20 protein-coding genes are annotated in these 24261 nt (G+C 39.2%); 9 read left to right on the top strand and 11 right to left on the bottom strand.

Annotation, left to right across the window (positions count from 1 at the left end; translation table 11 throughout):
- Window positions 1-115 precede the first annotated feature (115 nt).
- The 5 genes from D9O48_RS14705 (at window position 116) to D9O48_RS14685 (ending at window position 7372) form a co-directional block, all read left to right on the top strand.
- A complete protein-coding gene (locus D9O48_RS14705; protein WP_126973742.1) occupies window positions 116-1597 on the top strand; it encodes a DUF3375 domain-containing protein in 1482 nt (493 codons plus the stop codon).
- Window positions 1597-2178: a DUF4194 domain-containing protein gene (locus D9O48_RS14700; protein WP_126973741.1), complete on the top strand. Its 582-nt coding sequence runs from the start codon at window positions 1597-1599 to the stop codon at window positions 2176-2178. The genes D9O48_RS14705 and D9O48_RS14700 overlap by 1 nt, the downstream gene beginning before the upstream one ends.
- Window positions 2159-5569 (top strand): ATP-binding protein, encoded by a 3411-nt coding sequence (locus D9O48_RS14695; RefSeq protein ID WP_126973740.1) that lies wholly within the window; start codon window positions 2159-2161, stop codon window positions 5567-5569. Before D9O48_RS14700 ends, D9O48_RS14695 begins: the two co-directional genes overlap by 20 nt.
- 79 nt (window positions 5570-5648) lie before the next feature.
- The gene (locus D9O48_RS14690) at window positions 5649-6302 is read left to right on the top strand and encodes an NAD(P)-dependent oxidoreductase (RefSeq protein WP_126973739.1); all 654 of its coding nucleotides are present in this window, start codon (window positions 5649-5651) and stop codon (window positions 6300-6302) included.
- A gap of 134 nt (window positions 6303-6436) precedes the next feature.
- Complete coding sequence (locus D9O48_RS14685) at window positions 6437-7372, top strand: DUF3078 domain-containing protein (RefSeq protein WP_126973738.1); 936 nt, start codon at window positions 6437-6439, stop codon at window positions 7370-7372.
- On the opposite strand, the gene D9O48_RS14680 is transcribed toward D9O48_RS14685, so the two are convergent.
- Window positions 7358-8551: a glycoside hydrolase family 88 protein gene (locus tag D9O48_RS14680; protein ID WP_126973737.1), complete on the bottom strand. Its 1194-nt coding sequence runs from the start codon at window positions 8549-8551 to the stop codon at window positions 7358-7360. The two genes, D9O48_RS14685 and D9O48_RS14680, sit on opposite strands and share 15 nt — an antisense overlap.
- 59 nt (window positions 8552-8610) lie before the next feature.
- A complete protein-coding gene (locus D9O48_RS14675) occupies window positions 8611-9510 on the bottom strand; it encodes a diacylglycerol/lipid kinase family protein (RefSeq protein ID WP_126973736.1) in 900 nt (299 codons plus the stop codon).
- Between the two features lie 67 nt (window positions 9511-9577).
- On the opposite strand from D9O48_RS14675, the gene surE reads away from it, so the two are divergent.
- From surE to D9O48_RS14655, 4 genes are all read left to right on the top strand, one after another.
- A complete protein-coding gene (gene surE, locus D9O48_RS14670; protein WP_126973735.1) occupies window positions 9578-10348 on the top strand; it encodes a 5'/3'-nucleotidase SurE in 771 nt (256 codons plus the stop codon).
- A 10-nt stretch (window positions 10349-10358) separates the two neighbouring features.
- Window positions 10359-10712 carry a hypothetical protein gene (locus tag D9O48_RS14665; RefSeq protein ID WP_126973734.1) on the top strand — a complete coding sequence of 118 codons (354 nt, stop codon included), beginning with the start codon at window positions 10359-10361 and terminating at the stop codon, window positions 10710-10712.
- A 134-nt stretch (window positions 10713-10846) separates the two neighbouring features.
- A complete protein-coding gene (locus tag D9O48_RS14660) occupies window positions 10847-13090 on the top strand; it encodes a cation:proton antiporter (protein ID WP_126973733.1) in 2244 nt (747 codons plus the stop codon).
- A gap of 137 nt (window positions 13091-13227) precedes the next feature.
- The gene (locus D9O48_RS14655) at window positions 13228-13551 is read left to right on the top strand and encodes a DMT family transporter (protein WP_126973732.1); all 324 of its coding nucleotides are present in this window, start codon (window positions 13228-13230) and stop codon (window positions 13549-13551) included.
- Between the two features lie 107 nt (window positions 13552-13658).
- Here the strand turns inward: D9O48_RS14655 and D9O48_RS14650 are convergent, their stop codons facing one another.
- From D9O48_RS14650 to D9O48_RS14610, 9 genes are read right to left on the bottom strand one after another with little or no spacing between them, the layout of a single operon-like run.
- Complete coding sequence (locus tag D9O48_RS14650; protein WP_126973731.1) at window positions 13659-15248, bottom strand: MFS transporter; 1590 nt, start codon at window positions 15246-15248, stop codon at window positions 13659-13661.
- Between the two features lie 32 nt (window positions 15249-15280).
- Window positions 15281-15937 (bottom strand): bifunctional 4-hydroxy-2-oxoglutarate aldolase/2-dehydro-3-deoxy-phosphogluconate aldolase, encoded by a 657-nt coding sequence (locus tag D9O48_RS14645; RefSeq protein ID WP_126973730.1) that lies wholly within the window; start codon window positions 15935-15937, stop codon window positions 15281-15283.
- Window positions 15927-16946: a sugar kinase gene (locus D9O48_RS14640; protein WP_126973729.1), complete on the bottom strand. Its 1020-nt coding sequence runs from the start codon at window positions 16944-16946 to the stop codon at window positions 15927-15929. The genes D9O48_RS14645 and D9O48_RS14640 overlap by 11 nt, the downstream gene beginning before the upstream one ends.
- A 1-nt stretch (window position 16947) precedes the next feature.
- Window positions 16948-17778, bottom strand: a complete 831-nt coding sequence (kduI, locus tag D9O48_RS14635) for a 5-dehydro-4-deoxy-D-glucuronate isomerase (RefSeq protein WP_126973728.1) — start codon at window positions 17776-17778, stop codon at window positions 16948-16950.
- Window positions 17779-17789: 11 nt separating this feature from the next.
- Entirely contained in the window at window positions 17790-18557 is a 768-nt protein-coding gene (locus D9O48_RS14630) for an SDR family NAD(P)-dependent oxidoreductase (RefSeq protein ID WP_126973727.1), read from the bottom strand.
- 21 nt (window positions 18558-18578) lie between these two features.
- Window positions 18579-19994 (bottom strand): glucuronate isomerase, encoded by a 1416-nt coding sequence (uxaC, locus tag D9O48_RS14625; RefSeq protein WP_126973726.1) that lies wholly within the window; start codon window positions 19992-19994, stop codon window positions 18579-18581.
- A gap of 30 nt (window positions 19995-20024) precedes the next feature.
- Window positions 20025-21671 carry a UxaA family hydrolase gene (locus tag D9O48_RS14620; RefSeq protein ID WP_126973725.1) on the bottom strand — a complete coding sequence of 549 codons (1647 nt, stop codon included), beginning with the start codon at window positions 21669-21671 and terminating at the stop codon, window positions 20025-20027.
- 23 nt (window positions 21672-21694) lie between these two features.
- Window positions 21695-23212 carry a tagaturonate reductase gene (locus D9O48_RS14615; RefSeq protein WP_126973724.1) on the bottom strand — a complete coding sequence of 506 codons (1518 nt, stop codon included), beginning with the start codon at window positions 23210-23212 and terminating at the stop codon, window positions 21695-21697.
- An 11-nt stretch (window positions 23213-23223) separates the two neighbouring features.
- On the bottom strand, window positions 23224-24252 hold the full coding sequence (locus D9O48_RS14610; RefSeq protein WP_126973723.1) for a pectinesterase family protein: 1029 nt from the start codon (window positions 24250-24252) through the stop codon (window positions 23224-23226).
- Between the last annotated feature and the right edge of the window lie 9 nt (window positions 24253-24261).

Below are 24261 nucleotides of genomic sequence, written 5' to 3'. Positions count from 1 at the left end.
CCACCCCGGATACTGAAAAATTGTCGTAAGAAACGGGAGTAAATAGTGTATAATTTTTGAGCCGCTTTTGGGGTCAGATAGGCTAAAAAGTTTTATTTTTTGCCCTTAATCAGTTATGAATAAAGCTACCTTAGAAATGCTGCTGGCTTCATCGCCGGCATTACAGATGTTGAGATTGAAAAATGCACATTGGGTGTTACCATTTTTGTATCAGATTTTCAAGATTGATCAAAAAAGTACGGTAACCGAAGAAGTGTTGGTGCAGGCTTTAAGTTTTCACTTACAACAACAGGAAGACGACGCAGACATCCTGCAGGAAACCCATATTGAATTCGGCGACGACGATGAAGCCCGTAGCCGGAAATACCTTACCAGTTGGGTACAAAAAAGAATTCTGCAAGATACTCCGGATGCGGAAGGAGTAATACATTACCAACTTTCGGCTTACACCGAAAAAGTTTTTCAGTGGCTGCAACAACTACAGGAACGTCAGTTCGTTGGCACTGAAAGTCGTTTCAAAATGATGTTTCATCATTTGAAAGACCTGGTGGAATATACCGAAGACAATAAACAAAAAAGACTCGAGCTTTTAAAAGAGCGGAAAGCCAATATTGAAAAAGAAATCAAAGCACTCGAACTGGGTAGCATGATGCACCAGTACACCAATGCGCAGGTACAGGAACGCTTACATATTTTTAATAAAATGTGTTACGACCTGTTAAGTGATTTTACAGAAGTAGAAGATAATTTTAAACAAATACACCGCAGAATAGTAGAACAACATACCAAAGGCAGCGATCAAAAATCAACCATTCTTGAATTTGCCTTTCACGCATACGATGCATTACGCGAAAGCGATCAGGGACGCAGCTTTTATGCTTTCTGGGATTTTCTGATTTCACGTAAAGGGCAAACCGAGTGGGAATTACTCTCACACCAATTACTAGAGGTTTTAGCACAAAGAAGCATTGATACAGACCAGCAATTTTTAGCTTCGCTGAAATCTCAGTTACTGCAAAAGGGTAAGAAAGTAAGTCAGGCCAATGACCGTATGGCTGAAAAGTTAAGCCGTATCATTACCGAAAAAGAAATTACCAAACACCGTCGCCTGAGAAAACAAATTAACGCCATTAAAGAACTTGCCTTCCAGGTAAGAGACAGTGAAGAAGCATTACCGGGTATCGAGATAGACGAATCACTCACAATGCCTTTTGTAATGGATCGTAAGATATCACTTCTTCCCGGTGAAAAAAATATTGAACTCTTACAACCAAGTGCAGCCAAAGAGGAAATTGCCGATTATGACCGTTTGAGCAAAATGCTGAATACAACAATGGTTGACAAAAAAGTACTGAAAGAAAGAGTACAGGAAAGTTTAAACAATAAAGAAACGGTGACATTACTCGAAATACTGGAAAAATATCCGCTTCAGCACGGTATAGCAGAAGTTGTAACCTATTTCGCATTAAATAAAGACCCACAGCTCAGCGTACAGGTAGTAGATAAAACTACAGAACTGGTTCCTTTAGGTGCCGGAAAAAATAAATTTGTAGAAGTACCTTACCTCCTGTTCAGCAATAAAAAAGAAAAGAAATAATGACAAACATATTACCATATACTCCCCTTTTTATCAAGTTACTCAAATCACCGATTGAGTATACTGATCAATCGAACTGGGAAAAGTTACTACAGTATAAATCTGACCTCGCCATTTTTTTACAAAGTGTGGGGTTACGATTGGTGCTCGACGAAAATGACGGTTATGCATTTGTACAGCACATCATTAATGAAGAAGATGATACTGCAATCGTTCACTGGACCCAAAAAAGGCCCCTGAGTTTTGAAGAATCACTGGTACTGATTTTATTAAGAGAAATGCTGGCCGATTATGAAATGAGTGAAGCCACTCATCGTGAACTGATCAGAAAAAGAAAAGATATTAAAGAATACGTAGAGTTATTTTTTAAAGAAAATGCATCAAGGGTAAAGTTTTTAAAAGAACTCGACAAAGTAATTGATAAGATGGAAGATCATGGTTTCATTGCAAAAGTTGAACATCATGACATAGCAGACGAACAACGCTTCAGAATTAAAAAGCTGATAAAAGCAAAAGTGAACAGTGAAGTCTTAGATCAATTTAAAGCTCAATTAGAAAATTATGCAACTGAACGTATTTAGTACTGACGATAACAAAAACGGATTCCGCTTACAATACATGGAAGTTTTTAACTGGGGAACTTTTGACGGAAAAGTTCATTCCATTAAACCCATGGGAGAAACCTCTTTATTAACGGGAGCTAACGGTAGCGGTAAAACTACATTTATCGATGCCCTGTTAACACTGATGGTTCCCGAAAAGAAAAACAGGTTTTATAATCAGAGCTCCGGTTCCGAAAAAAAAGGCGATAGAAATGAAGAAACCTATGTATTAGGTGGATACGGAAGTATTCATCAAAATGATAGCCACGGCACTAAAACACTTTATCTCCGCGAAAACAAAGCCGCAGCTTACAGTATTCTGATGGCAGGTTTCAAAAATGAAACCGGCCAGGAAATCACTCTTTTCCAGGTAAGGTATTTTTCAGGTAATGACCTGAAAAGATATTACGCCATCGCTCATAAAGAGCTTCATGTTGAAGAACATTTCAAACCTTTTGATCTTCAGAACAAATGGAAAAAACGTTTGGATGAGCAATTTAACAAAGGGCGCTTCAGAGCTATTGAATGGTTTGACTCTGCCAGTAAATATGCACAGCGCATGATTGATGTAATGGGTATGCAAAGTACCCAGGCACTGAGCCTTTTCAACCAAACAGTTGGTATCAAGGTGTTGGGAGACCTGAACGATTTCATCCGCACCAATATGCTCGAACCACGGGCTATGGAAGATAGTTTCATGCAACTAAAGTCGCAGTTAAAAGAATTACTTGCCGCCAAAAATGCTATTGAAAAAATCAATGTACAAATACAGTTGCTGCAACCAATTGCCGATCATTATGAAAATTTTCAGGAACAAAAGAAAATTTTACAGGAACTGCAAGACGAAATAGAACAGCTAACATTATTCAAGAAGTTTGGCTCTTATCAACTGATGCAAATTAAAAGTGCTCAGTTGCAGGAAGCGGCACAACAATATAGTTTACTCATTGATGAAATTGCTTTAAAAATAAAAAAGCAGGAGCTGGAGGAAAAATCACTCGAAGAACAACTGGCGCAGCATGAAACCGGTAAACGCATTCAACAACTCAGAGACCAGCTTTCGCAACAACAACTCAGTCTGGATAGCGCTGCACAGCAATTACAACATTATATTCAACACGCCGATCAGATTGGTGTAAAAGTATCCATTCCTTTAACTCAGGCCGGATATAACCAGTTTCAGCAGTCACTGAGTAAATCGCAACACCGTTTGGAACGTGAAGACAGGTTAATTGAAGAAGATGAGTATGCGGCGAAATCAGAAATCCAGCAAATACAACAGAAGCTTTCACAGGTAGAAGAAGAGCTCGAACATGTATTACACCACCGCAACAATATACCTCCGGCCCTGATTGCCGTAAGAGAACAGATTTGTGATGCATTAAAAATTGAACAGGGAGAAATTCCTTTTGCAGGAGAACTGATGCAGGTACGCTCAGAAGAACTTGAATGGCAACCCGCATTAGAAAAACTCCTGTATAGTTTTTCACTCAGATTATTGGTTCCTGAAAAACATTATAAAAAAATCAACACTTTTGTTAATAAAACAAGATTCAATACCAAACTGGTTTACTATAGAGTGAACCCATCGGGTTTTAAAACATTACCGGAAGCAGAAACCATTCACGATAAACTTGAATTTATGCCAGACCATCCTTTCAGTGAATGGGTGGAACAACAGATTATTCAGTATTATAACTATTACTGCGTTACCAAAGTTCAGCAATTCGAAAAATACGATAAAGCCATCACATTGGAAGGTTTGATCAAATCGAAGGACCGTCATGAAAAAGACGATCGCGGAGGTTACGGAGATTCTTCTAAATATGTAATGGGGTGGAATAATGCCCGTAAAAAAGATCAGCTGGCACAAAAGAGAAATCAGTTCAGGGAGTCATTAACGGCGGCGCAGGAAGTGCAGCAGCAAACAGAAAGAAAGAAAAGAAAATTGCAGAGTCAATGGCAGTCGTTTCATTTTCTGCAACACCATACGGGCTTCCAGCAGATTGATACAATTTCTCCGGAACAACAGATTAAAAAGCTGGTAGACCAGATGGCTAAACTTGAAAAAGGTTCTCAATACCTTTCAGAGTTAGCGAAGCAGTTGGAAGAAGTGGTGATTGAAAAAAATCAGCTGCAAAATCATCGGGATGAACATTTCGGTAAAAAAGCGATTGCACAAAATGAATATGAGCAGTACCGTCAACAAATTACACAGCTGGAAGTATTATTATCCACGCTGCAGGCAAATGAACTGGAAATACTGGAACAATTCAAATTCAAACATCAGAGCCGTTTTGAACAGGTAGAGCTGGAAAATATTCACACTATCTGCGATGAATTGCGGGTAGAACTGGATAACAGAACAAAGAAAGTTGGTGACAGTGTTCAGAAATCATCTAACCAGATTGAACGAGCTATTTATAAACTGAAAAACCCAAGCGCAGAGCTGTTAAAACAGTTTCCTGACTGGATGGGAGATGTACAACATCTACCCGACCAGATACAACATGCCGGCGAATATATAGACTGGCTACATAAAATTCAGGAGGAACGTTTACCTGAATACAAACAGCAGTTTGAAAAATATATTTACGAAACAGTAACGCAGAACGTCGTTCATTTTAAAGAAGATCTTGATCGCTGGGAATCTGATATTCAGGAAAGCATAAAAAAACTAAATGACTCGTTAGGCGGTATTCATTTTAACAAATTTCCCGATACTTATATCCAGCTGGGAAAAAGAGCCAGTGTAGATACGCAGATAAAAGAGTTCAGACATCAATTAATTAATGCACTGACTGATTATAATGAATGGAGCGAAAGCAGTTTTGAAGATAAAGCGGCTCATTTTAACGAACACGTATATCCGTTTATTATGGCATTGGCTGAAGATGAACGCTATCGCAGCAAAGTACTCGATGTACGTAACTGGTTCGAATTCTGGGCAGATGAAATTTTCAGATCTGATCATAGCCTCAAAAAATCTTACCGTCAGATGGGCCAGCTGTCGGGAGGAGAAAAAGCTCAGCTAACCTATACTATTTTGTGTAGTGCCATTGCTTATCAATTTGGTATTACAAAAGAAGGACAAAATGCAAGGAGTCTGCGTTTTATTGCCGTTGACGAAAGCTTCAGTAATCAGGATGAGGAAAAAGCCACGTACCTGATGGAGCTATGTAAACAATTACATCTGCAACTATTGGTGGTAACACCGAGTGATAAAATTCAGATCGTTGAAAACTATATTGCTTTTGTTCACCTCGTACAAAGAGTTAATAACCGGCATAGCATTGTATATAACATGACAATTAAGGAGTATACCGACCGATCGGTATTAACTTCCGCGGTGGCAGAATCTTTGAATTAGAAAGATGTTGCGCATCTGTTAAACCCAGTCAGGTGCGCAACTTTCCGAAACCTATTTTGTCAATAATGAAAACAATGTTATGAAAATCGCATTAATCGGTGCTACCGGATTTGTAGGTAGCCATATTTTGAAAGAGGCATTGAGCAGAGGGCATGAAATAACCGCAGTAGTAAGAAAACCCGGTGAAGTAGGAACCTTCAATGAACAATTACATATCGTTCAGGGCGACGTTTTCAATACAAAAGAATTATCCGACATCTTTAAAGGCCATGATATTGTTATCAGTGCTTATAATGTTAAAAATACCGATAACGATTATCATCAACGTTTTTTAAGCGGATCTGAAAGTATTCAGGAAGCTGCAAAACTTGCCGGAGTTAAAAGACTGATCGTATCGGGTGGCGCAGGTAGTTTAGAAATAAAACCAGGACTTCAGCTGGTTGACTCTTCCGAGTTTCCTGAAGAATATAAACCGATTGCGCGTGCAGCAAGAGATTATTTTACAGAACTGGAAAAAGAACAGGAATTAGATTGGACTTTCGTAAGCCCTGCAATCGAAATGCATCCAGGTATAAAAACAGGTAGAACCGGTAAATACAGAACAGGTTATAACCAACCCGTATTTGATGAACACCGCCGCAGCAGAATATCTCCGGAAGATTTAGCAGTAGCCATCATTGATGAAGTAGAAAATCATCAGTTTCCCCGCAAACGTTTTACCATAGCGTACTAAAGAATTAAGAATTTAGACTATTCATTTTAATGAAATAATTAATTATTAATTATCAATTGTTTCTCCCCGGTGCATCCATTTTGCCATTGTGAGCGTCTATTGAACGAATTCAGCGAACAGAAGGCAATATAAAGATGAGAAATGTATTCATATTAATGATACTGTTTTTATCTGTGTTATCTGCGTATGCACAAGATAAAAATATTATCAACTTAAGAACTGAAGCCAGCAGAGCGTTAAAAACAGCAGCAATTGACACGGCTAAAAGATGGAAAATCAATGGCACCTACAATGTTAACGTTAATCAGGGCGCACTCAGTAACTGGGCAGCTGGCGGCGATAACTGGTCGTTGGCAGTATCGAGTAACCTGTCATTAAACGGCTCCTATCGTAAAGGAGTAAATGCCTGGGATCACAACATAGACCTGGCTTTCGGTATGGTAAATACCACTACCAGCGGTAGCAGAAAATCAAGTGACCGTATCGATTATCTCACCAAATACGGCTATGAAGTAAGTAAGAAATGGTATATATCTGCATTAGGAAACTTCAGAAGTCAATTCACAAAAGGCTGGAATCATATCAATGACAGTACCCGTATCCTTACTTCCGATTTCATGGCACCGGGATATATCTTATTATCTATGGGTATTGACTTTAAACCCAATCCTAATTTTTCGATCTTCCTATCTCCCTTTACTCAACGGTGGACGGTCGTTCGAAATGACTCACTAGCTAAAATCGGCGCATTCGGTGTACCTCCGGGTAAACAAAAAAACACCGAACCCGGTGCTTATGCCAGTATCAACTGGAATAAAAAATTCAATGACAATTTAACTTATAAAACACGTTTAGATTTATTCTCAAACTACAAACACGATCCGTGGAATATAGATATTTATTGCACAAACATTCTGACGGCCAAGGTTTCAAAATATATCAGTATGACCATTACCTGCGATGTAATTTATGATAATGACACCAAAAGTGTAAATAAAGACGGAACGGAAGGTCCGCCTAAAACGCAGATCAAAGAAACAATGGGAATCGGTTTTTTATATAAGTTTTAGTTCATGAAATGTTCGTTTCCACTCTAACAAAAGTTCAAGAAAATAGTAATCTGCATACATCAGCGGCACTGACACTTCAGATGCCGCTTTATAATGTCCTACACTTTGCGACAATAAAAAGCCTCCTCCTTCTCCTACCGGATATCTGTAATACTCATAAAGGTTTTTCATGATTTCATAAGATGCGGCAAAATATTCTTCGCCCTTATCAATCCCTTTTTGCATACGAGATAACTTTAACAATGCAACGCCGGTAATAGCTGCGGCAGATACGTCTCTCGGTGCATGTGCAGTGTCGGGAAGGTCAAAATCCCAATATGGAATTTTATCCTTTGGTAAACGCGGGTGTTGTAAAATAAAGTCTGCTATTTTATTGGCCTGCACTAAATAATTGAGGTCATTCGTATATCTGTAGGCAATCATAAAACCGTATAATCCCCAGGCTTGCCCTCTCGCCCAGGCACTTTCATCGCTCCAGCCCTGCACTGTCTTTTTCTCTTTTATGCTGCCGGTTAACGGATCATAATTAATCAGGTGATAACTACTATTATCTGGCCGGAAGTGATTCTTCAATGTTGTATTTGCATGATTGATGGCGATTGTTCTGTAGGTAGTGTCTTTAGAATAACGCGCGGCCCAGAATAACAATTCGAGATTCATCATATTATCGATAATCACCAGAAAATCGTCGGGGCGGCTGTTCCACGAACGGATCGCTTTTACCGTATCGCTATAACGACCGGCTAACGATTTTGCGCTTTGCATTAATATCTGAGCAACCGAAGTATCTCTTTTATAAGTGTACAGTTTTCCAAAACTGTTATACATCATAAAACCAAGATCATGTGTAGAGGTATTATATTGTTCCTTCTCTAAATACTTCAAATTTTCAATGGCTGTATTATAAAAAAGGCTGTCTTCTGTAAGCGTAAACAACCTGAAAAGGTTTCCGGAGTAAAAACCACTGCACCACCATTCTGAATTAGAAAAGCGTACCGTATCATGCTCAAATGTTTTAGGAAATTTATCCGGTGGTGTTTGTTTCATCAGATAAGGATATTGTTCATGTGCGTAATGAACGGCATTGGTTACAATCTGTTCATCAAACTTCTTGTCAGAAGCTGAGCGGCATGAAGATAAAAGCAACAATACCGGAACGGCGGCAAAAAAAAATCGCATATAATAGGAGGTTATAAAAACAAAATGGCTATTCTATTAAGATACAAAAAATAGCTGGTTTATCCAAATTTTTTAGGTGCAATGAATCTTAATTGTTCCTCAGCAGCTTTTACTGATATTTTCTCTTTGGCGCAGGTCATCACCGCATCATCAGCATGCAACCTTTTTCCATACCACTCGATGTTTACATATTTCACCCGTAACGGATGTAATTTAAAATAAGCTTTTTCACCTTTCATTCTTTTCTCAAGATATTTTAAAAGATGAATGCGTTGATGTGCAGGAATCAGTACCAGATCCAGATAACCATCTCTGGTAGATGCCAGCGGAGCAAGTGTGAGTCGCGGCCCTATCGATTTTGTATTCATTATTTCTATCATGAGAAAAAAACCTGCTAACCTGTGCTGGTCGGTTTCAATTACTGCATATTTGGGATTATATTTTTTTACAATTTTATATAATTTCTCCAATGCCAGCGGTAGTTCATCATACAAAGGTTTTTTTAAATCTTTTTTATGATCATCCATTTTCTGAATCAATTTAGGAAAAACACCCCATCCCAGACTTTCAAGAAAATAATGATCTTTTTCATCCATCGTAAATTTTCCTACATCAAAACTTTGTGTAAGGTGTGATTGAATGAGATTCGTAAAACTGGTGATAGAACGTTCGAGTCCCATCGTTAAACCGATATTGTTAGCAGTACCTGAAGGATACAGGAAGATAGGTATATGCGTTTTCTTATTCTCAATGAGAATATGGGCTATTTTCCTGACAGATCCGTCTCCCCCCGCAATGAGAATATAATCTACATCGTCTTCAATATGCTTCCAGTCATTCTCTTTTGTAGACGAATATCTACATTCAAAACCGGCTTTTTGAACGATCTGAATGAGCAATTCCATTGGTAAATTTCTTTTACCGGCAGTGGGATTATGTACAATTTTAACAACTTTCATCGATGGGAAATTTGCAATATAATGTGCATACCAGCGATTTTGGCATGGTTCTGTTCCTTAAGATAGTATGAATATTTTAATTGCAAACGATGATGGTATTTATAGCCCGGGATTATCTGCATTAGCACAGGCTGCCCGGTCATTTGGAGAAGTGAAAGTGGTTGCTCCTGATGTGGAACAATCATCTATGGGCCATGCGATTACTGCTACCCGGCCACTGTACTACAAAGCCAGTTTTCAGAAGTTTGAGGGAGTGGAGGCTTATCGCGTCAACGGTACACCCGCCGATTGTGTGGCTTTGGGATCGCATATCTGGCCAAAAACGGAAGTTGTTCTGAGTGGCATCAACATGGGGCCTAACCTGGGTAATGCGATGTGGCACTCCGGTACACTGGCTGCCGCTAAACAGGCTGTTCTATTGGGCAAAAAAGGAATCGCATTAAGTATGGTACTCGGAAAAGAAGAACCTAATTTTGAAGTTATTCAGCCGTATTTAAAGCAGGTGCTGGATTTTTTGCTCAAAAAAGAAGGGCTATACCTGTTTAATGTAAACTTCCCCATACGTCCTGTCGGAATCAAATTCACGCGTCAGAGCGTTCGCTTCTATGATGGTAAAATTGTTCCGGGAATGGACCCCATGGGCAGAAAACATTACTGGTATACCGTTCATGCACTGGAACCGGCCGAAGAAAATACCGACCGTTGGGCTGTTGAAAATAATTACGTGTCTGTAACACCCTTAAGATTGAATCTGACCAACGAAGAAGAGCTGAGTAAATTAACGCAGGAAGCCAGCTTACAGCAGCTGGACAAAGGAAATCCCGATAAAAAAGCATAAATTTGTGGTTGTGAGGTATTTATTATTACTCTGTTCATTTGTGTTGCTTACCCAGGTAGCGAAAGCATGCCCCGGTAAACAAAAGCCTGCTGCAGTTGTAAAAGTTTCAAAAAGAAACAATTACCTGTATTCTGTGGGCAGCAGCACTGTACAGGTATCTACCTCCCAACCGCAACAGGAAGAAAATACTTTAGGTTTAAAAGAACCCTTTAAAAAGTATCTGGGTGACAATGCCCTACCTAATTGCGACACCTACATCGTTGATTATCAATACCAGTCAGAGAAAAATTCTTTTTCAAATTATTTGTCTGACCATACCCTTCATTATTTTTTTCTACTGTTTCCACAACATTATTTTTGGTGATCTGTAGTAGTTATATTACAATAATTTGGATTTAATCAATTAAATTTAAATCAGTAGCACATTAACAGGGCATTAAAATGCCTGGTGTGTTTATCTGAGTTGAATACAGAAAGGAATTATACAATCATTAAAAAATGGGACATTTACCTCACTTAATAACTGACTTAGCATTAATCCTGGCTGCTGCAGGGATTGTAGCGATTATTTGTAGAAGATTTAAGCAGCCTGTAGTATTAGGATATATTTTAGCGGGCTTTTTAGTAGGACCACACTTTAGTTTTTTACCGACAGTATTGGAAAGAGAAAATATTTCCATCTGGTCGGAAATTGGTGTGATCGTATTGTTATTTGCACTCGGTTTAGAATTCAGTTTTAAAAAATTAATTAAAGTGGGCGCTCCGGCCTCTATCGGTGCCCTTTCTGAAATTATATTCATGTCGCTGATCGGTTTTGGTACCGGTAAACTGATGGGATGGAATACAATGGACAGCCTTTTCTTAGGAGGTCTGTTATCCGTATCTTCTACTACCATTATTATCCGCGCTTTTGAAGAGCTTAATATTAAAGCCCAACGATACGCCACCATTGTATTCGGGATTCTGATTGTTGAAGACCTTGCCGCCATCGGTTTGATGGTATTGTTATCAACGTTAGCGGTAAGTCAGCAGTTTGCCGGCCCCGACATGCTTTTCAGTATTCTTAAACTATTATTCTTCCTGATTATATGGTTTGTAGGTGGTATTTTCTTCATCCCGACCTTCCTGAAGAAAGTTAAAAAATGGATGAACGAAGAAACCTTGTTGTTACTTTCTTTATCACTGTGTTTTATCATGGTGGTATTGGCTAATAAAGCAGGTTTTTCTCCGGCGCTGGGCGCTTTCTTAATGGGATCTATCCTGGCAGAAACTACCAGTGCTGAAAAAATAGAGCACCTCATCATTCCGATCAAGGATCTTTTCGGTGGTATATTCTTCGTTTCTGTAGGGATGCTGATTGATCCGAATATTATTGTTGAATATGCCGTGCCGATCTTAATTATTACCGTAGTTACAATCGTAGGTAAATTACTCTCAACAGGTTTGGGAACTTTAATAGCCGGACAGAGCCTTCAGACTTCCGTCCAGGTCGGATTGAGTTTATCTCAAATCGGTGAGTTCTCTTTTATTATAGCCGGCTTGGGTATGACGTTAGGTGTAACCAGTCATTTCCTCTACCCTATTACGGTAGCAGTATCGGCTGTAACAACATTGACGACTCCTTATTCCATTAAATACTCGAAACACGTATATAAGTTTATAGAGAAGTTTTTGCCGAAGAAAATGGTCAACTTTTTCCAGAACGAACACGCAGAAGGTAAAAAAGTTGCTTCGATTTCAGACTGGCAGTCTGTATTAAAAAGTGCCCTTACGAATATAGCTGTATTATCAGCAATTATATTGACGTTTATCTTAGCTGCTTCTCAGTTTGTATTACCCTATGTAATGGAAAACCTGGATGGAAATGTATGGGCAAAATATGCAACAGTTACAGTTACCTTATTATTTATCCTTCCGTTCATGTGGGCATTAGCCGTACGTATCAAACATAGTGAAGAGTATGGAAGAATATTAGCATCACCTAAGTATAAGCCATTAGTATATGCTTTATTCATTGTTCGTTTGATACTGGTCGCAGCCTTCATCGGTTTATTATTCCATAACTTCTTCAACATCTGGGTAGGTTTAATAGCTACCTGTGTAATTATATTTACACTGTTTTCTTTCTCTAAGAAAATTCAGGCATTTTATGATAAAATCGAATCACGGTTTATGTCGAATTTCAATCAGAGAGAAATTGCAGCTGCTAAAAAGAACAGAAGTGAACTTGCTCCGTGGGACGCACACATTGTTCCTATTAAAATTGGCCATGATTCTCCAAGTGCAGGTAAAACCTTAAAAGACCTGGCATGGAGAGAAACCTTAGGCATTAATGTTGTTATGATTAAACGTGGCGAACATCATATCCCCATTCCTACCTGGAATGATCAGGTATTCCCCGGCGATGAAATACTGATATTAGGAACAGATGCTCAGATGAAGCGATTACAGGCAATCATTCGTCCGGCTAAACATACCAAAGAAGGTGTTGAAGAACACCACGATGTAATGATGCGTGAATTTGTGATACAGGAAGAATCTCAATTGATTGGTAAAAACATCAGAGAGAGCAAAATCAAAGAAATTATCAAAGGCCTGGTAGTAGGTATTGAACGAAACGGTCATAGAATATTAAATCCTGAATCAGATTTCGTATTTCAACCAAACGATATCGTTTATATTGTAGGAGATGACAAGATAGTGCCTGAGGTAATTAAAAAGATCAATAAAAAAACTATATAATTGTACACCCTAAGGGGTTGTCTCTAAACAGTAGGCATATATTAACCATTAAAATTGTCTGCATTTAGTTAGCCATTTACATATTTATTAATATAGGCTGCATTTTAGAGACGGCCTTCTTTACTAAATGTTAATTTATGGCTTGGATAATTTTAGTGTTAGCAGGTTTTTTCGAAGTAGGTTTTACTACTTGTATGAAGCTGGCTAATAATTTTACAAACTGGAAGTGGTCACTTGGTTTTTTTATATGTATAGCCTGTAGTTTTTTTCTATTGAATAAAGCTACACAAACTATTCCGCTGGGAATGGCTTATGCAGTATGGTCAGGTATCGGTGCCGTTGGTACAGTACTGGTTGGTATTCTCTTTTTCAAAGAAGACGCCAACTTCTGGAAGATATTTTTCATCTGTACACTAATCGCCAGTATTATCGGATTGAAACTACTTGGTGGAAAAGCATAATAAAAATCCCCGCAATAAAAGTTGCGGGGATTTTTTTATAAAAAAACTGCCCGGCATAAAAATACCAGGCAGTTGTTAACTCTAATTCTCAATGGTGCTTTATACCATTATAAATCAGTAATTGGTTTATATTTAGGTACTAAGCTCTTCATAATCGTCCAGGCAATTAAATACGCCAGTGCACATACGGCAAACATAATGGTGTAAGCAGTTGTCATCTGACCATGTACTAATGGCTCCTGAATTGCAACCAGCTGATCAAATGCCATAGCATTCAGGTTTTTAATCTGATCAGCAGCTTCAGCAGGCAGGTTTTTTAATTCGGTTAATCCCAGATTAATTACATCACCTCTTTTATTCGTAAGATTCATAGTGGTGATTTGTTGTACAAAATCACCCAAACCTTTTTCTTTTGCAGCTTCCCAGGCCGATTGAATACCAGACGAACGGTAAGCATCAAACAACCAACCACCGGTTTTACCGATCAATACGCCACCGATACCACCGGCCATTCCACCGATACCTACTACCGAAGCAGTTGCTTTCTTCGGAAACATATCAGATACTGTAGTGAATATATTCGCACTCCATGCCTGATGTGCAGAAGCTCCGATACCAATCAGAATAACAGGTACCCAGTATGAAATATGTCCGAAAGGTTGTGCTGCCAGAATCGCTAATGGTAATATTGCAATAATCAGCATCGCACGCATTCTTCCATCGTAAGCCGTATAGCCTTTTTTAATAAAGTGCATGGGTAACCATCCGCCGCCGATACTTCCAACCATCGCCATTGTATATAAAATAGCCAAAGGTAACATGATATCGGTTTTTACCATTCCATATTGTACTTTCAGGTAATTCGGTAACCAGAATAAGAAAAACCACCATACACCGTCAGTCAGGAATTTACCTACGGTAAATGCCCATGTCTGATTATATTTTAATAAACTGAACCATTTTACTTTTTCTACTTTTGGGTTAGCTGAAATTGCAGCAGTTACCGCTTCTCCTTCTTCACCCTGTTGGATATAAGCTAGTTCAGCCGTACTTAATCTCTTTTGATTTTCAGGTTTATCATAGAAAATCCACCATAAGATTAACCAGATAAAACCAATTGCTCCTACAAAAATAAAAGCTGCTTCCCAACCCCAATGTTCGCTGATCCAGGGAACGGATAATGGTGCCAGAATAGCCCCAACGTTTGCGCCGGAGTTAAATATACCGGTAGCCAGGGCCCGTTCTTTTTTAGGGAAATATTCTGCTGTGGCTTTGATAGCAGCCGGAAAGTTACCCGCTTCACCAATGGCCAATACAGCGCGTGAAAACATAAATCCTAAAACAGATACTGAAAATGCAGTGATACCCAACCAACCAAATAAGGTTACTAACGATTCACCAATAGGAATAGAAAATGCATGTACAACAGCTCCTATCGACCAGATAATAATCGCCCAGGCATATCCCTTTTTAGTTCCCAGCTTGTCTACCATTCTTCCTGCAAATAGCATGGAGATGGCATAAACCAATTGAAAGATACCTGTAATGTTTGCATAATCCGAATTGCTCCAGTTATAGAGTTCTTCTAATTGCGGATGTAAGAGCGACAAAACCTGTCTGTCGAGATAGTTAACCGTTGTTGCAAAAAACAGAAGCGCACAAATCGTCCATCTATATTTTCCAATGGTTTGCTGCATAATCGTTAGTTTTAGGTGTGGGTTTAGAAATTTTAGCGGATTTTCCGGATCAGTTCAATGGCCGCAACTGTATTTTCCGCCAACAGTTCGAACTGTTTGTTTTCAACAACTTCTTTTGTGATCAGTTTACTGCCCATTCCTACTGCTACAACACCCGATTTAAACCAGGCACTAAGATTCTTTTCTTCTACTTCTACCCCACCGGTAGGCATAAACTTCATCTGTGGGAATAATTCTTTGATAGCTGATACGAAAGAAGGTCCTAACAGGTTTCCGGGAAACAATTTTATAAATCCGGCACCTGCTGCTTCCGCCTGCATTATTTCAGAAGGCGTCATACAACCGGGTACCCAAAGCATATTTTTTTCGTGTACTAATTTTGCTACTGCAGTGTTTAAGCCCGGGCAAATAATAAAATCCGCTCCGGCTTCTATGAAAGCACTTGCCTGACCGGTTGTTTTAATCGTACCGATACCCAGTATCATTTCAGGCATTTCGTTATTTCTGGCTTCTACCAGTAATTTAAAATTTTCAATTGCCTGTTCACCTCTGTTTGTATATTCAATTACTCTCACACCGGCTTGATACAATGCTTTTGCAATTGCCAGTGAAACACCTACATCCGCATGATAGTATAACGGTAAAACACCCTGTTGAACAATCTTATTGATAATTACTTCATTCGTCATTTGCCGCCTGTTGAATTTTTTCAATGGTTTGTTGTGTGGTATCTCCTTTTTCAAAGAGTTTACCAAAGGCTGCACAAGCCGCCATATTAATCACCTGCTGTGCAGGTAGTTCATTATATAAACTATAAATCAAAGCTGCCATAAAACAGTCACCACTTCCTACTTTATCAATTATTTCATTTGCAGAAAGGTGCTTTGATATATATTGATTATCATTTTTATATAAAGTAGCAAAATAGCTAATTCCTTTTTCTCCCACATCGAACCTGAATGTTTGCGCAATTGTTTTTACCTGTGGGTAAGCCACCTGAATGGCCTGAGCGGTTTTTATTGAATGTACAAGTAATTCATCTTTATTGGCCTGAATATGTATTTCAGGATCTACATCAATGCCTAATAAACTATTGGCGGCCCAGATATTACCCATTACAACATCACAATAAGGCAATAAACGCGGCATCACATCCACCGGAGATTTACCATACTGCCATAATTTTGCACGATAGTTCAGATCAATCGAAATGGTAATTCCTTTTTCTTTACACACTTTTAAAGCCTCTTCACATACATCTACCACATTTGGTGTTAAGGCAGGGTTGATTGCCGTAAAGTGAAACCAGCTGACATCCTTTAATACCTCGTACCAGTTAATCATTCCGGGTGTAAGTTCACTGAAAGAAGAGTATGCCCGGTCATAAATAACACCTGCATTTTTCATATCAATACCCTGAGGTAAATAATACGTACCGATTCTTTTGCCGGAAAAATGCATTGCCGAAACATCGATTTGTTTTTTTATCAGCGCTTCACAGATTTCATGAGAGAGATAATGATCGGGTAAAGCTGATGAATACTTAACAGGTAAGTTCCATTTTGCTAAAGCAGTAGCAACATTCAGTTCTGCACCACCGATAAAAACAGGCATTTCTCCCTGACGGATCCATTCACCGTTTAAAACCGGCGACAAGCGTAGCAACAACTCACCGAAACAAAACACTTTATTCTTCATACTATCTGATTTCTTCTAATGAAACAGGATCCATGTCGGTGTAAGTGTAGTTCTCGCCTGCCATACCCCAGATAAATCCGTAAGCAGCGGTACCTGCTCCTGAATGGATTGACCATGGTGGCGAAAGAATCGCCTGATGATTATCCACTACCAGGTGACGGGTTTCCGTTGGTTCTCCCATAAAATGGAAAACGCGCTGCCCCGGTTTTACATCGAAGTAAAAATAAGCTTCCATTCTGCGTGTATGCGTATGCGAAGGAATTGTATTCCAGATACTACCTTCAGCAAGAATGGTTAAGCCCATTACCAGTTGACAGCTCTGTAATCCGTCTGCATGAATATATTTATAAATTGTTCTGTTATTTGCAGTAGCCTGGTCACCTAAAGTTGAAGGCGAAGCTTCTTCTTTAGTTAACACGCTGGTAGGATATTGCTGGTGCGCAGGTGCTGATAACAGATAAAACAAAGCGGGTTCGTTTTCATTAACAGATGCAAAACTTACTTTTTGTGCACCTTTACCAACATAGATCGCATCTAATTTATTTAATGAGTGCGATTGTCCGTCTACTGTTACCGTACCCTTTCCTCCTACATTAATGACGCCCAGCTCTCTTCTTTGCAGGAAGAAGTCTGCTCTTAGTTCTTCGTGGTTCGGAAGCTCCACTGATTTTTTAACGGGTTTTACTCCACCTACAATTACACGGTCATAATGAGAGTAAACCAATTTAACCTCATCGTTTACCATCAGCGACTCAATCAGGAAGTTTTCTCTTAACTCAGCCGTATTCATGCGGCTGGTTTCTTTCGGACTATTTTGAAATCTGATTTCCATTAGAATTATTTTTATCTGCCCATCCAACCGCCATCAACGGTCAGAATGGTTCCATGAACATAATTAGCGGCTGGCGATGCCAGAAAAACGGTGGCACCTTTAAAATCTTCTGATTCACCCCATCTTCCGGCAGGGATGCGATCTAAAATTGATTTACTACGATCCGGATCATTTCTCAAAGCCTCGGTATTGTCGGTAGCGATATAACCGGGAGCGATACCATTCACATTCACGCCTTTTCCGGCCCATTCGTTGGCCAGTGCTTTTACTAAGCTACCCAATGCACCTTTAGAAGCTGCATAACCGGGAACATTAATACCTCCCTGGAAAGTGAGTAAAGAGCAGGTGAATATAATTTTTCCGGAACCTCTTTCGACCATTTTTTTACCAAAAGCTTTTGATAAAATGAAAGGGGCATCCAGGTTAATATTCAATACACGATCCCAATAATCATCGGGATGTTCTGCAGCCGGGGCACGCATAATCGTACCGGCATTATTGATCAATATATCTACAACGGGGTGGTTGGCATGTACGGTTTCTATAAATGTGTATACAGAAGCTCTGTCATTCATATCAGCCTGATAAGCCGTGAAATTTCTTCCCAAAGCCTTTACTGCATTTTCAAGGTCACTGCCCGGCTTCAGACTTGAAGACACACCGATGATATCGGCCCCTGCTTCTGCCAATGCCAGTGCCATTGCCGCACCTATACCTTTGCTGCATCCTGTTACTAATGCAACTTTACCTTTTAAACTGAAAGCTTCTAATATATTCATGTGATGAACTTAATACACTGATTATTTATTGAGTTGTTTCCAACCGAAATAATTCTTCGCGTTATGGAAACAGATATCCTGTACTACTTTACCCACCCATTCAATATCGTTCGGTAATTCTCCATTTTCGATTTCTTCTCCTAACAAACCACAAAGAATTCTTCTGAAATATTCGTGGCGCGGGAAGGATAAGAAGCTTCTTGAATCAGTCAGCATTCCTACAAACCTGCTCAATAACCCCATATTTGAAAGGGTATTAATTTGTTTGGTCATTCCGTCTTTCTGATCAAGGAACCACCAACCGCTACCCCACTGAATTTTGCCGGGAGCAGATCCATCATTAAAGTTACCGATCATGGTAGCCATTAATTCGTTATCTGCAGGGTTCAGGTTATAAAGAATTGTTTTTGCCAATTGATTATTCTGATCTAAACGATCTAAAAATTTAGCAATTGAACGGGCTTGTGAAAAATCTCCGATTGAATCCCAGCCTGTATCCGGCCCCAGGTTCCGCATCATTCTGCTGTTATTATTCCTGAGGGCTCCGAGATGGTATTGTTGTACAAAGCCTTTTTCCCAATCCCATTTGGCAAATAACTCTAACATGGCCGACTTAAATTTCAGCCTTTCAGTTAAAGTTAGATCTTTTCCACCTCTGATATGGTCGAAAATCTTATTTATTTCTGTCTCAGTGTAGTCTTCTGCATAAATTTCCTCCAATCCGTGATCAGAAACGTTACAACCTTGTGCAACAAAGAAATCGTGTCTCGATTTTAACGCATCTACGTAGTCATTATAAGAACTGACTGACTTACCTGAAGCAGCTTCCACCTTATTTACATAGGCGTTAAACTTTTCAGCATTGTCAACGTTCATGGCATTATCCGGTCTGAAGGCCGGTAAAATCGGAATTTCAAAGTTATCGGCTTTGATTTTTTGATGGTAACCCAGGTCGTCAACAGGATCATCGGTGGTGCAAATCAATGCAACATTCATTTTACGCAACAGGTTACGAACCGAATATTCCGGAGAGCGCAACTTTTCGTTACACTCTTCATAAATTTCACGTGCCGTATCCGGACCGAGTACTTTATGGATACCAAAATATCGCTGTAACTCTAAATGCGTCCAGTGGTATAAAGGATTACGAAGTGTATAGGGAACGGTTTTAGACCATTGTTCAAACTTTTCCCAATCAGATTTATTACCGGTACAAAAACTCTCATCCACTCCATTCGTTCGCATGGCTCTCCATTTGTAATGGTCGCCATACAACCAGATCTGCGTTAAATTTTCGAACTGCGTATCTTCGGCAATCTGATTAGGCGGAAGGTGACAGTGGTAATCGATAATAGGCATGTCTTTAGCATAATCATGATAAAGACGTTTTGCAGTTTCTGTATACAGTAAAAAATTCTCGTCTAAAAAGTTTCTCATATCAATATTTATTGAATAGAATTATAATCATTAAAGGCTTACTCCGCGTTTCCATGGAATAAAGTCATCCTGTCCGTGGCGTACTGCATGTACTGTAGTATCGCCGCTGGCTACAGAAATAATGTAATCCAAAATGCGGGCGCCGCATTCTTCGATCGTTTCATTTCCATCGATAATTTCACCGGCATTGATATCGATGATATCGGGCATTCTTTTATAGAGTGCTGTATTAGAAGATATTTTAACGACGGGGGTAATCGGGTTACCGGTAGGTGTACCTAATCCGGTAGTAAATAATACCACGTTTGCACCGGAAGCAACTTCAGCAGTAGTAGACTCTACGTCATTACCGGGTGTGCATAACAAGTTTAAACCTGGTTGTTTTACTAATTCGGGATAATCCAATACATCTACGACCGGTGATGTACCACCTTTTTTAGCAGCTCCCGCCGATTTGATCGCGTCAGTGATTAAACCGTCTTTGATATTACCCGGAGAAGGGTTCATATCGAATCCAGAACCTACTGCCTGCGCTCGCGCATTGTAAGTACGCATTAAATCAATAAACCTTTCAGCATTACCGATCTCCACGCAACGGTCGCTCAGCTCCTGCTCAACACCGCATAGTTCAGGAAATTCAGACAAAATAACTTTACCGCCCAATGCCACCAGAATATCCGAAGTATAGCCGATGGCCGGATTAGCAGAAATACCTGAGAATCCGTCGGAACCTCCACATTCTAAACCGATCGTCAGTTTAGACAAGGGTGCAGATTGACGGGTGATTTTATCAGCATCTACCAGTCCTTTAAAAGTAAGTTGAATGGCCTGCGCAATTAAATCAAGTTCGGTTCCGATTTTTTGTTGTTCCAGATAATGAACAGGACGGTCAAAGCCAGGTTGGCGTTTTTCAATTTCAGCCTGTAACATACTTACCTGTGCATTCTGGCAACCCAAACTTAAAACGGTTGCACCAGCTACATTTGAGTGTGTAATATAACCGGCTAATAAGCCGCATAAAGCCTGAGCATCCTGGCGAATACCACCGCATCCACCATCGTGGGTCAGGAATTTGATTCCGTCTACATTCGGAAACAAAGGATTTTTCGTATACTGATTTTCTGCCGTTTGAAAAGGAATGGTTTCTATAGAAATTCCATTTTTATACGCTTCTACTAATTTTTGAGTATAGTGGTTATACTTTTTAGTACGGCCGTAACCTAATTCATCCAGCAAAGCTTCTTTTAACACCTCAACATTTCTGTTTTCACAAAAAACCATCGGCACAATTAACCAATAGTTTCCGGTACCTACATCTCCATTCGAGCGATGAAAACCTTTAAACGTAGCATTTTCCCATTTAGCGATATCAGGAGTATGCCAGTCTGTTCTTCTCTCTACTTTCAACTCGAAGCCTTCTGCTGCATGTTTCAGATTTTCAGTAGAAATTCTGGCACCTTTAGGTATCGGAAGTTTTGCTTTGCCGATCAGCACACCATACATCTTCAAAGGTTCTCCTTCTGCAAAATCTTTCACTACAAATTTATGTTTGGCGGCGATATCTTCATATAAAGTATAATCTGTTCCCTGATAAGAAACAACCTCCCCTTTTTTAAGGTCTGCCAACGCCACTATTACATCGTCGGCAGGATGCACTTTTAATACTTTATTTTTCATTATTTCCTGATTATACTATTGTATTAAGAAATTTTAACAGATTGTAAAATCGATTTAACACCGATATTCTGAATCAGGTTCAGGTTTTCAACAATCATATCTTTAAATCCTGATAATTGAGTTAAATCTAATCCCCATAACGCCGTATCAGATAAAATCTTATTGACGGTACCCTGATTATCTTCACCGTTCCATGCAGTTGCATAAACAGTTGCATTACTATCATTAATAACATATGTTTTTCCATAACAGGTTCCCATATGCTTTTCACCATCTTTACCAATTGATTTCATGAATTGCAGATGTGCTGCAAAACCGGCAGTCATCAGTGACGGCAATGTATTAAACTTATCACAATATGCTAATAGTACCGGAATACAACGCATTTTCATTTTGGAGCTATATTCCATTGTAATACTAATCCATTGATGTTCAATAAAAGGATTTCTATATCTGTCTAAAACGCTATTTGCAAACTGTTCTGCTTCACCGGGTGTAATTTCATCGGAAACAATTGACGGAATAATTTCCGTTTTCATCAATTGCTCTATAAATGTACTAAATCCTTCATTATCCATTGCCTCTTTCACAGTAGGGAAACCTGCCAGATAAGCCAATCCGCAAGTGAAGGTATGCGACCCATTCAATAATCTCAATTTCAGCTCTCTGAACTTATTGATAGAAGGTGCGATCACAACTCCTTCATCAGCGTATGCAAATGATAAAACATTTTTCGCTTTTACGGAAGAAGATTCTATTGCCCATAAACGATAGGTTTCAGACATAATCATTAAATCGTCTTTGTACCCCAGTTCTTTTTCAGCTGCCTGCTGTTGAATGGCAGGTAACTTTCCGGGAACAATTCTATCTACTAACGAATTGCAACATTCATTGTGTTCTTTTAACCAGCTGATAAAAGCTTCTTCCAATTCATTGTAAGCAGCCAGCTCGATTAGTATATTTTTTAATTTGGTACCGTTATCAGGAATCAGTTCTGTAGGAATAATCACCATACCTTTATCTGCATCTCCATTAAAAACCTGATATCTTTTATACAGGAATGCTAATAATTTTGCAGGGTAAGACGTTGGCGGATGATCGTGAATAGATTCTTTTACCAGTTGTATACCTACTTCAGTTGTATTTGAAATAACGAGTTCCATGAAAGGATTTGCTGCACAGGCAATAATCTCATTCCATTGGGCTTGTGCAGACAATACTCTTGAAATACTTGCGTTTACGTGCCACTCAGAAACAGTATCACCGGCTTCAAAGCCTTTTACACAATGTGTATATAAACCATCCTGTACTGAAAATTCATCGGCAGAACCATTGCCGGTAGATTTCACGACAACAATTCGTCCATTAAAAATACCTTTCTTATTTGCCTTATCAATGAAATAATCAGGCAATCCTCTCAGTAATACTCCTGTTCCGAATTGTAACACTTTTTCAGGTAAACTGAAGTATGCTTCATCCGGAACTGAAATACTATTTCCTGCAACCGAACTTAATATCTTTCTTGATAGTTGTGCGCTCATACATTAATACTTTAAAGAATATTCCATCTTTTTCCAAACACCCATTCAGGAGTTATTTGCTTTACGCTGATATAATCAGGTAAATTATTTTTATACCATGAAAACTGTTTATCTGCCTGTCGTTTACAATTGTAGTAGTAAATTCTTTCGCCCCATAAAATAGTATTGGCAGTAGGTACCAGCGCTATCGGGCGGTCGGCCATATTCGCTGCGAATTCGCAATTGATGAGATAAAATTGTGCATCGCGGTGGTAACGTCCTAACTTAAATCCGTCATAGCCTTCGAAAGTGCAATTTTTCAAAACGGTTTTTGAATCTTCATGAACCGAACCGTCGTGCCAGATAGCCGCAGATCCGCCATGTGCAATAAACCGTACGTTCTCAGCCCAGGCCCAGCCTCTCGGGCAATAAAAGTCAACACCACCTTCCATCACACAATCTTTGAAATAAAACATTCCTTCCACAACATTCCAGGGGCTTACCGTATCTCCACCCTTAGCCATAAAATGACAGTTAATCGCTTTTATACGTGTGCCGTGCATGGTGCGAAGAGCCATCTGGTGGGTATTCGCTTTTATTTCTTTTACCTTATTGATAGTGTCAAGAATACAATCAACTTTAACAACATCATTTCCTAAATCAAACCCAAACGTATTCGCAACCGTAAGATTCAGTAAAGTAATATCACTACCCATGATATTCATAGTAGCTACTCCCCAATCATCATTCACAAAACAACGCCATTGATCTCTGGCTATAGAAGCCGTTAAAATTGTTTTTTCTCTGCTTTCACCTTCTATGATAATATTTGACTGCTCTATATAAATCTTTTCTTTATAAATACCATTCTTCACGAAAATCACTCTATCGTAATCTGCCTTCCCCGACAAACTATTGATGGCTGCCTGAATAGACCTGAAATGTCCTGATCCGTCCTGAGCAACTACAATTTTATTCAGTACGCTGGGAAGGCGTACGATATTTTCTGCATTTGTTTGTAAACAAAAAAACAATATAACGAGACAAAATACTTTTTTCATACCGGTACG

This window comes from Gynurincola endophyticus (assembly GCF_003991195.1).
Classification (GTDB): Bacteria; Bacteroidota; Bacteroidia; order Chitinophagales; family Chitinophagaceae; genus Gynurincola; species Gynurincola endophyticus.
The sequence above is the reverse complement of the archived record's forward strand: the minus strand, read 5'-3'. Positions and strand labels throughout refer to the sequence as shown.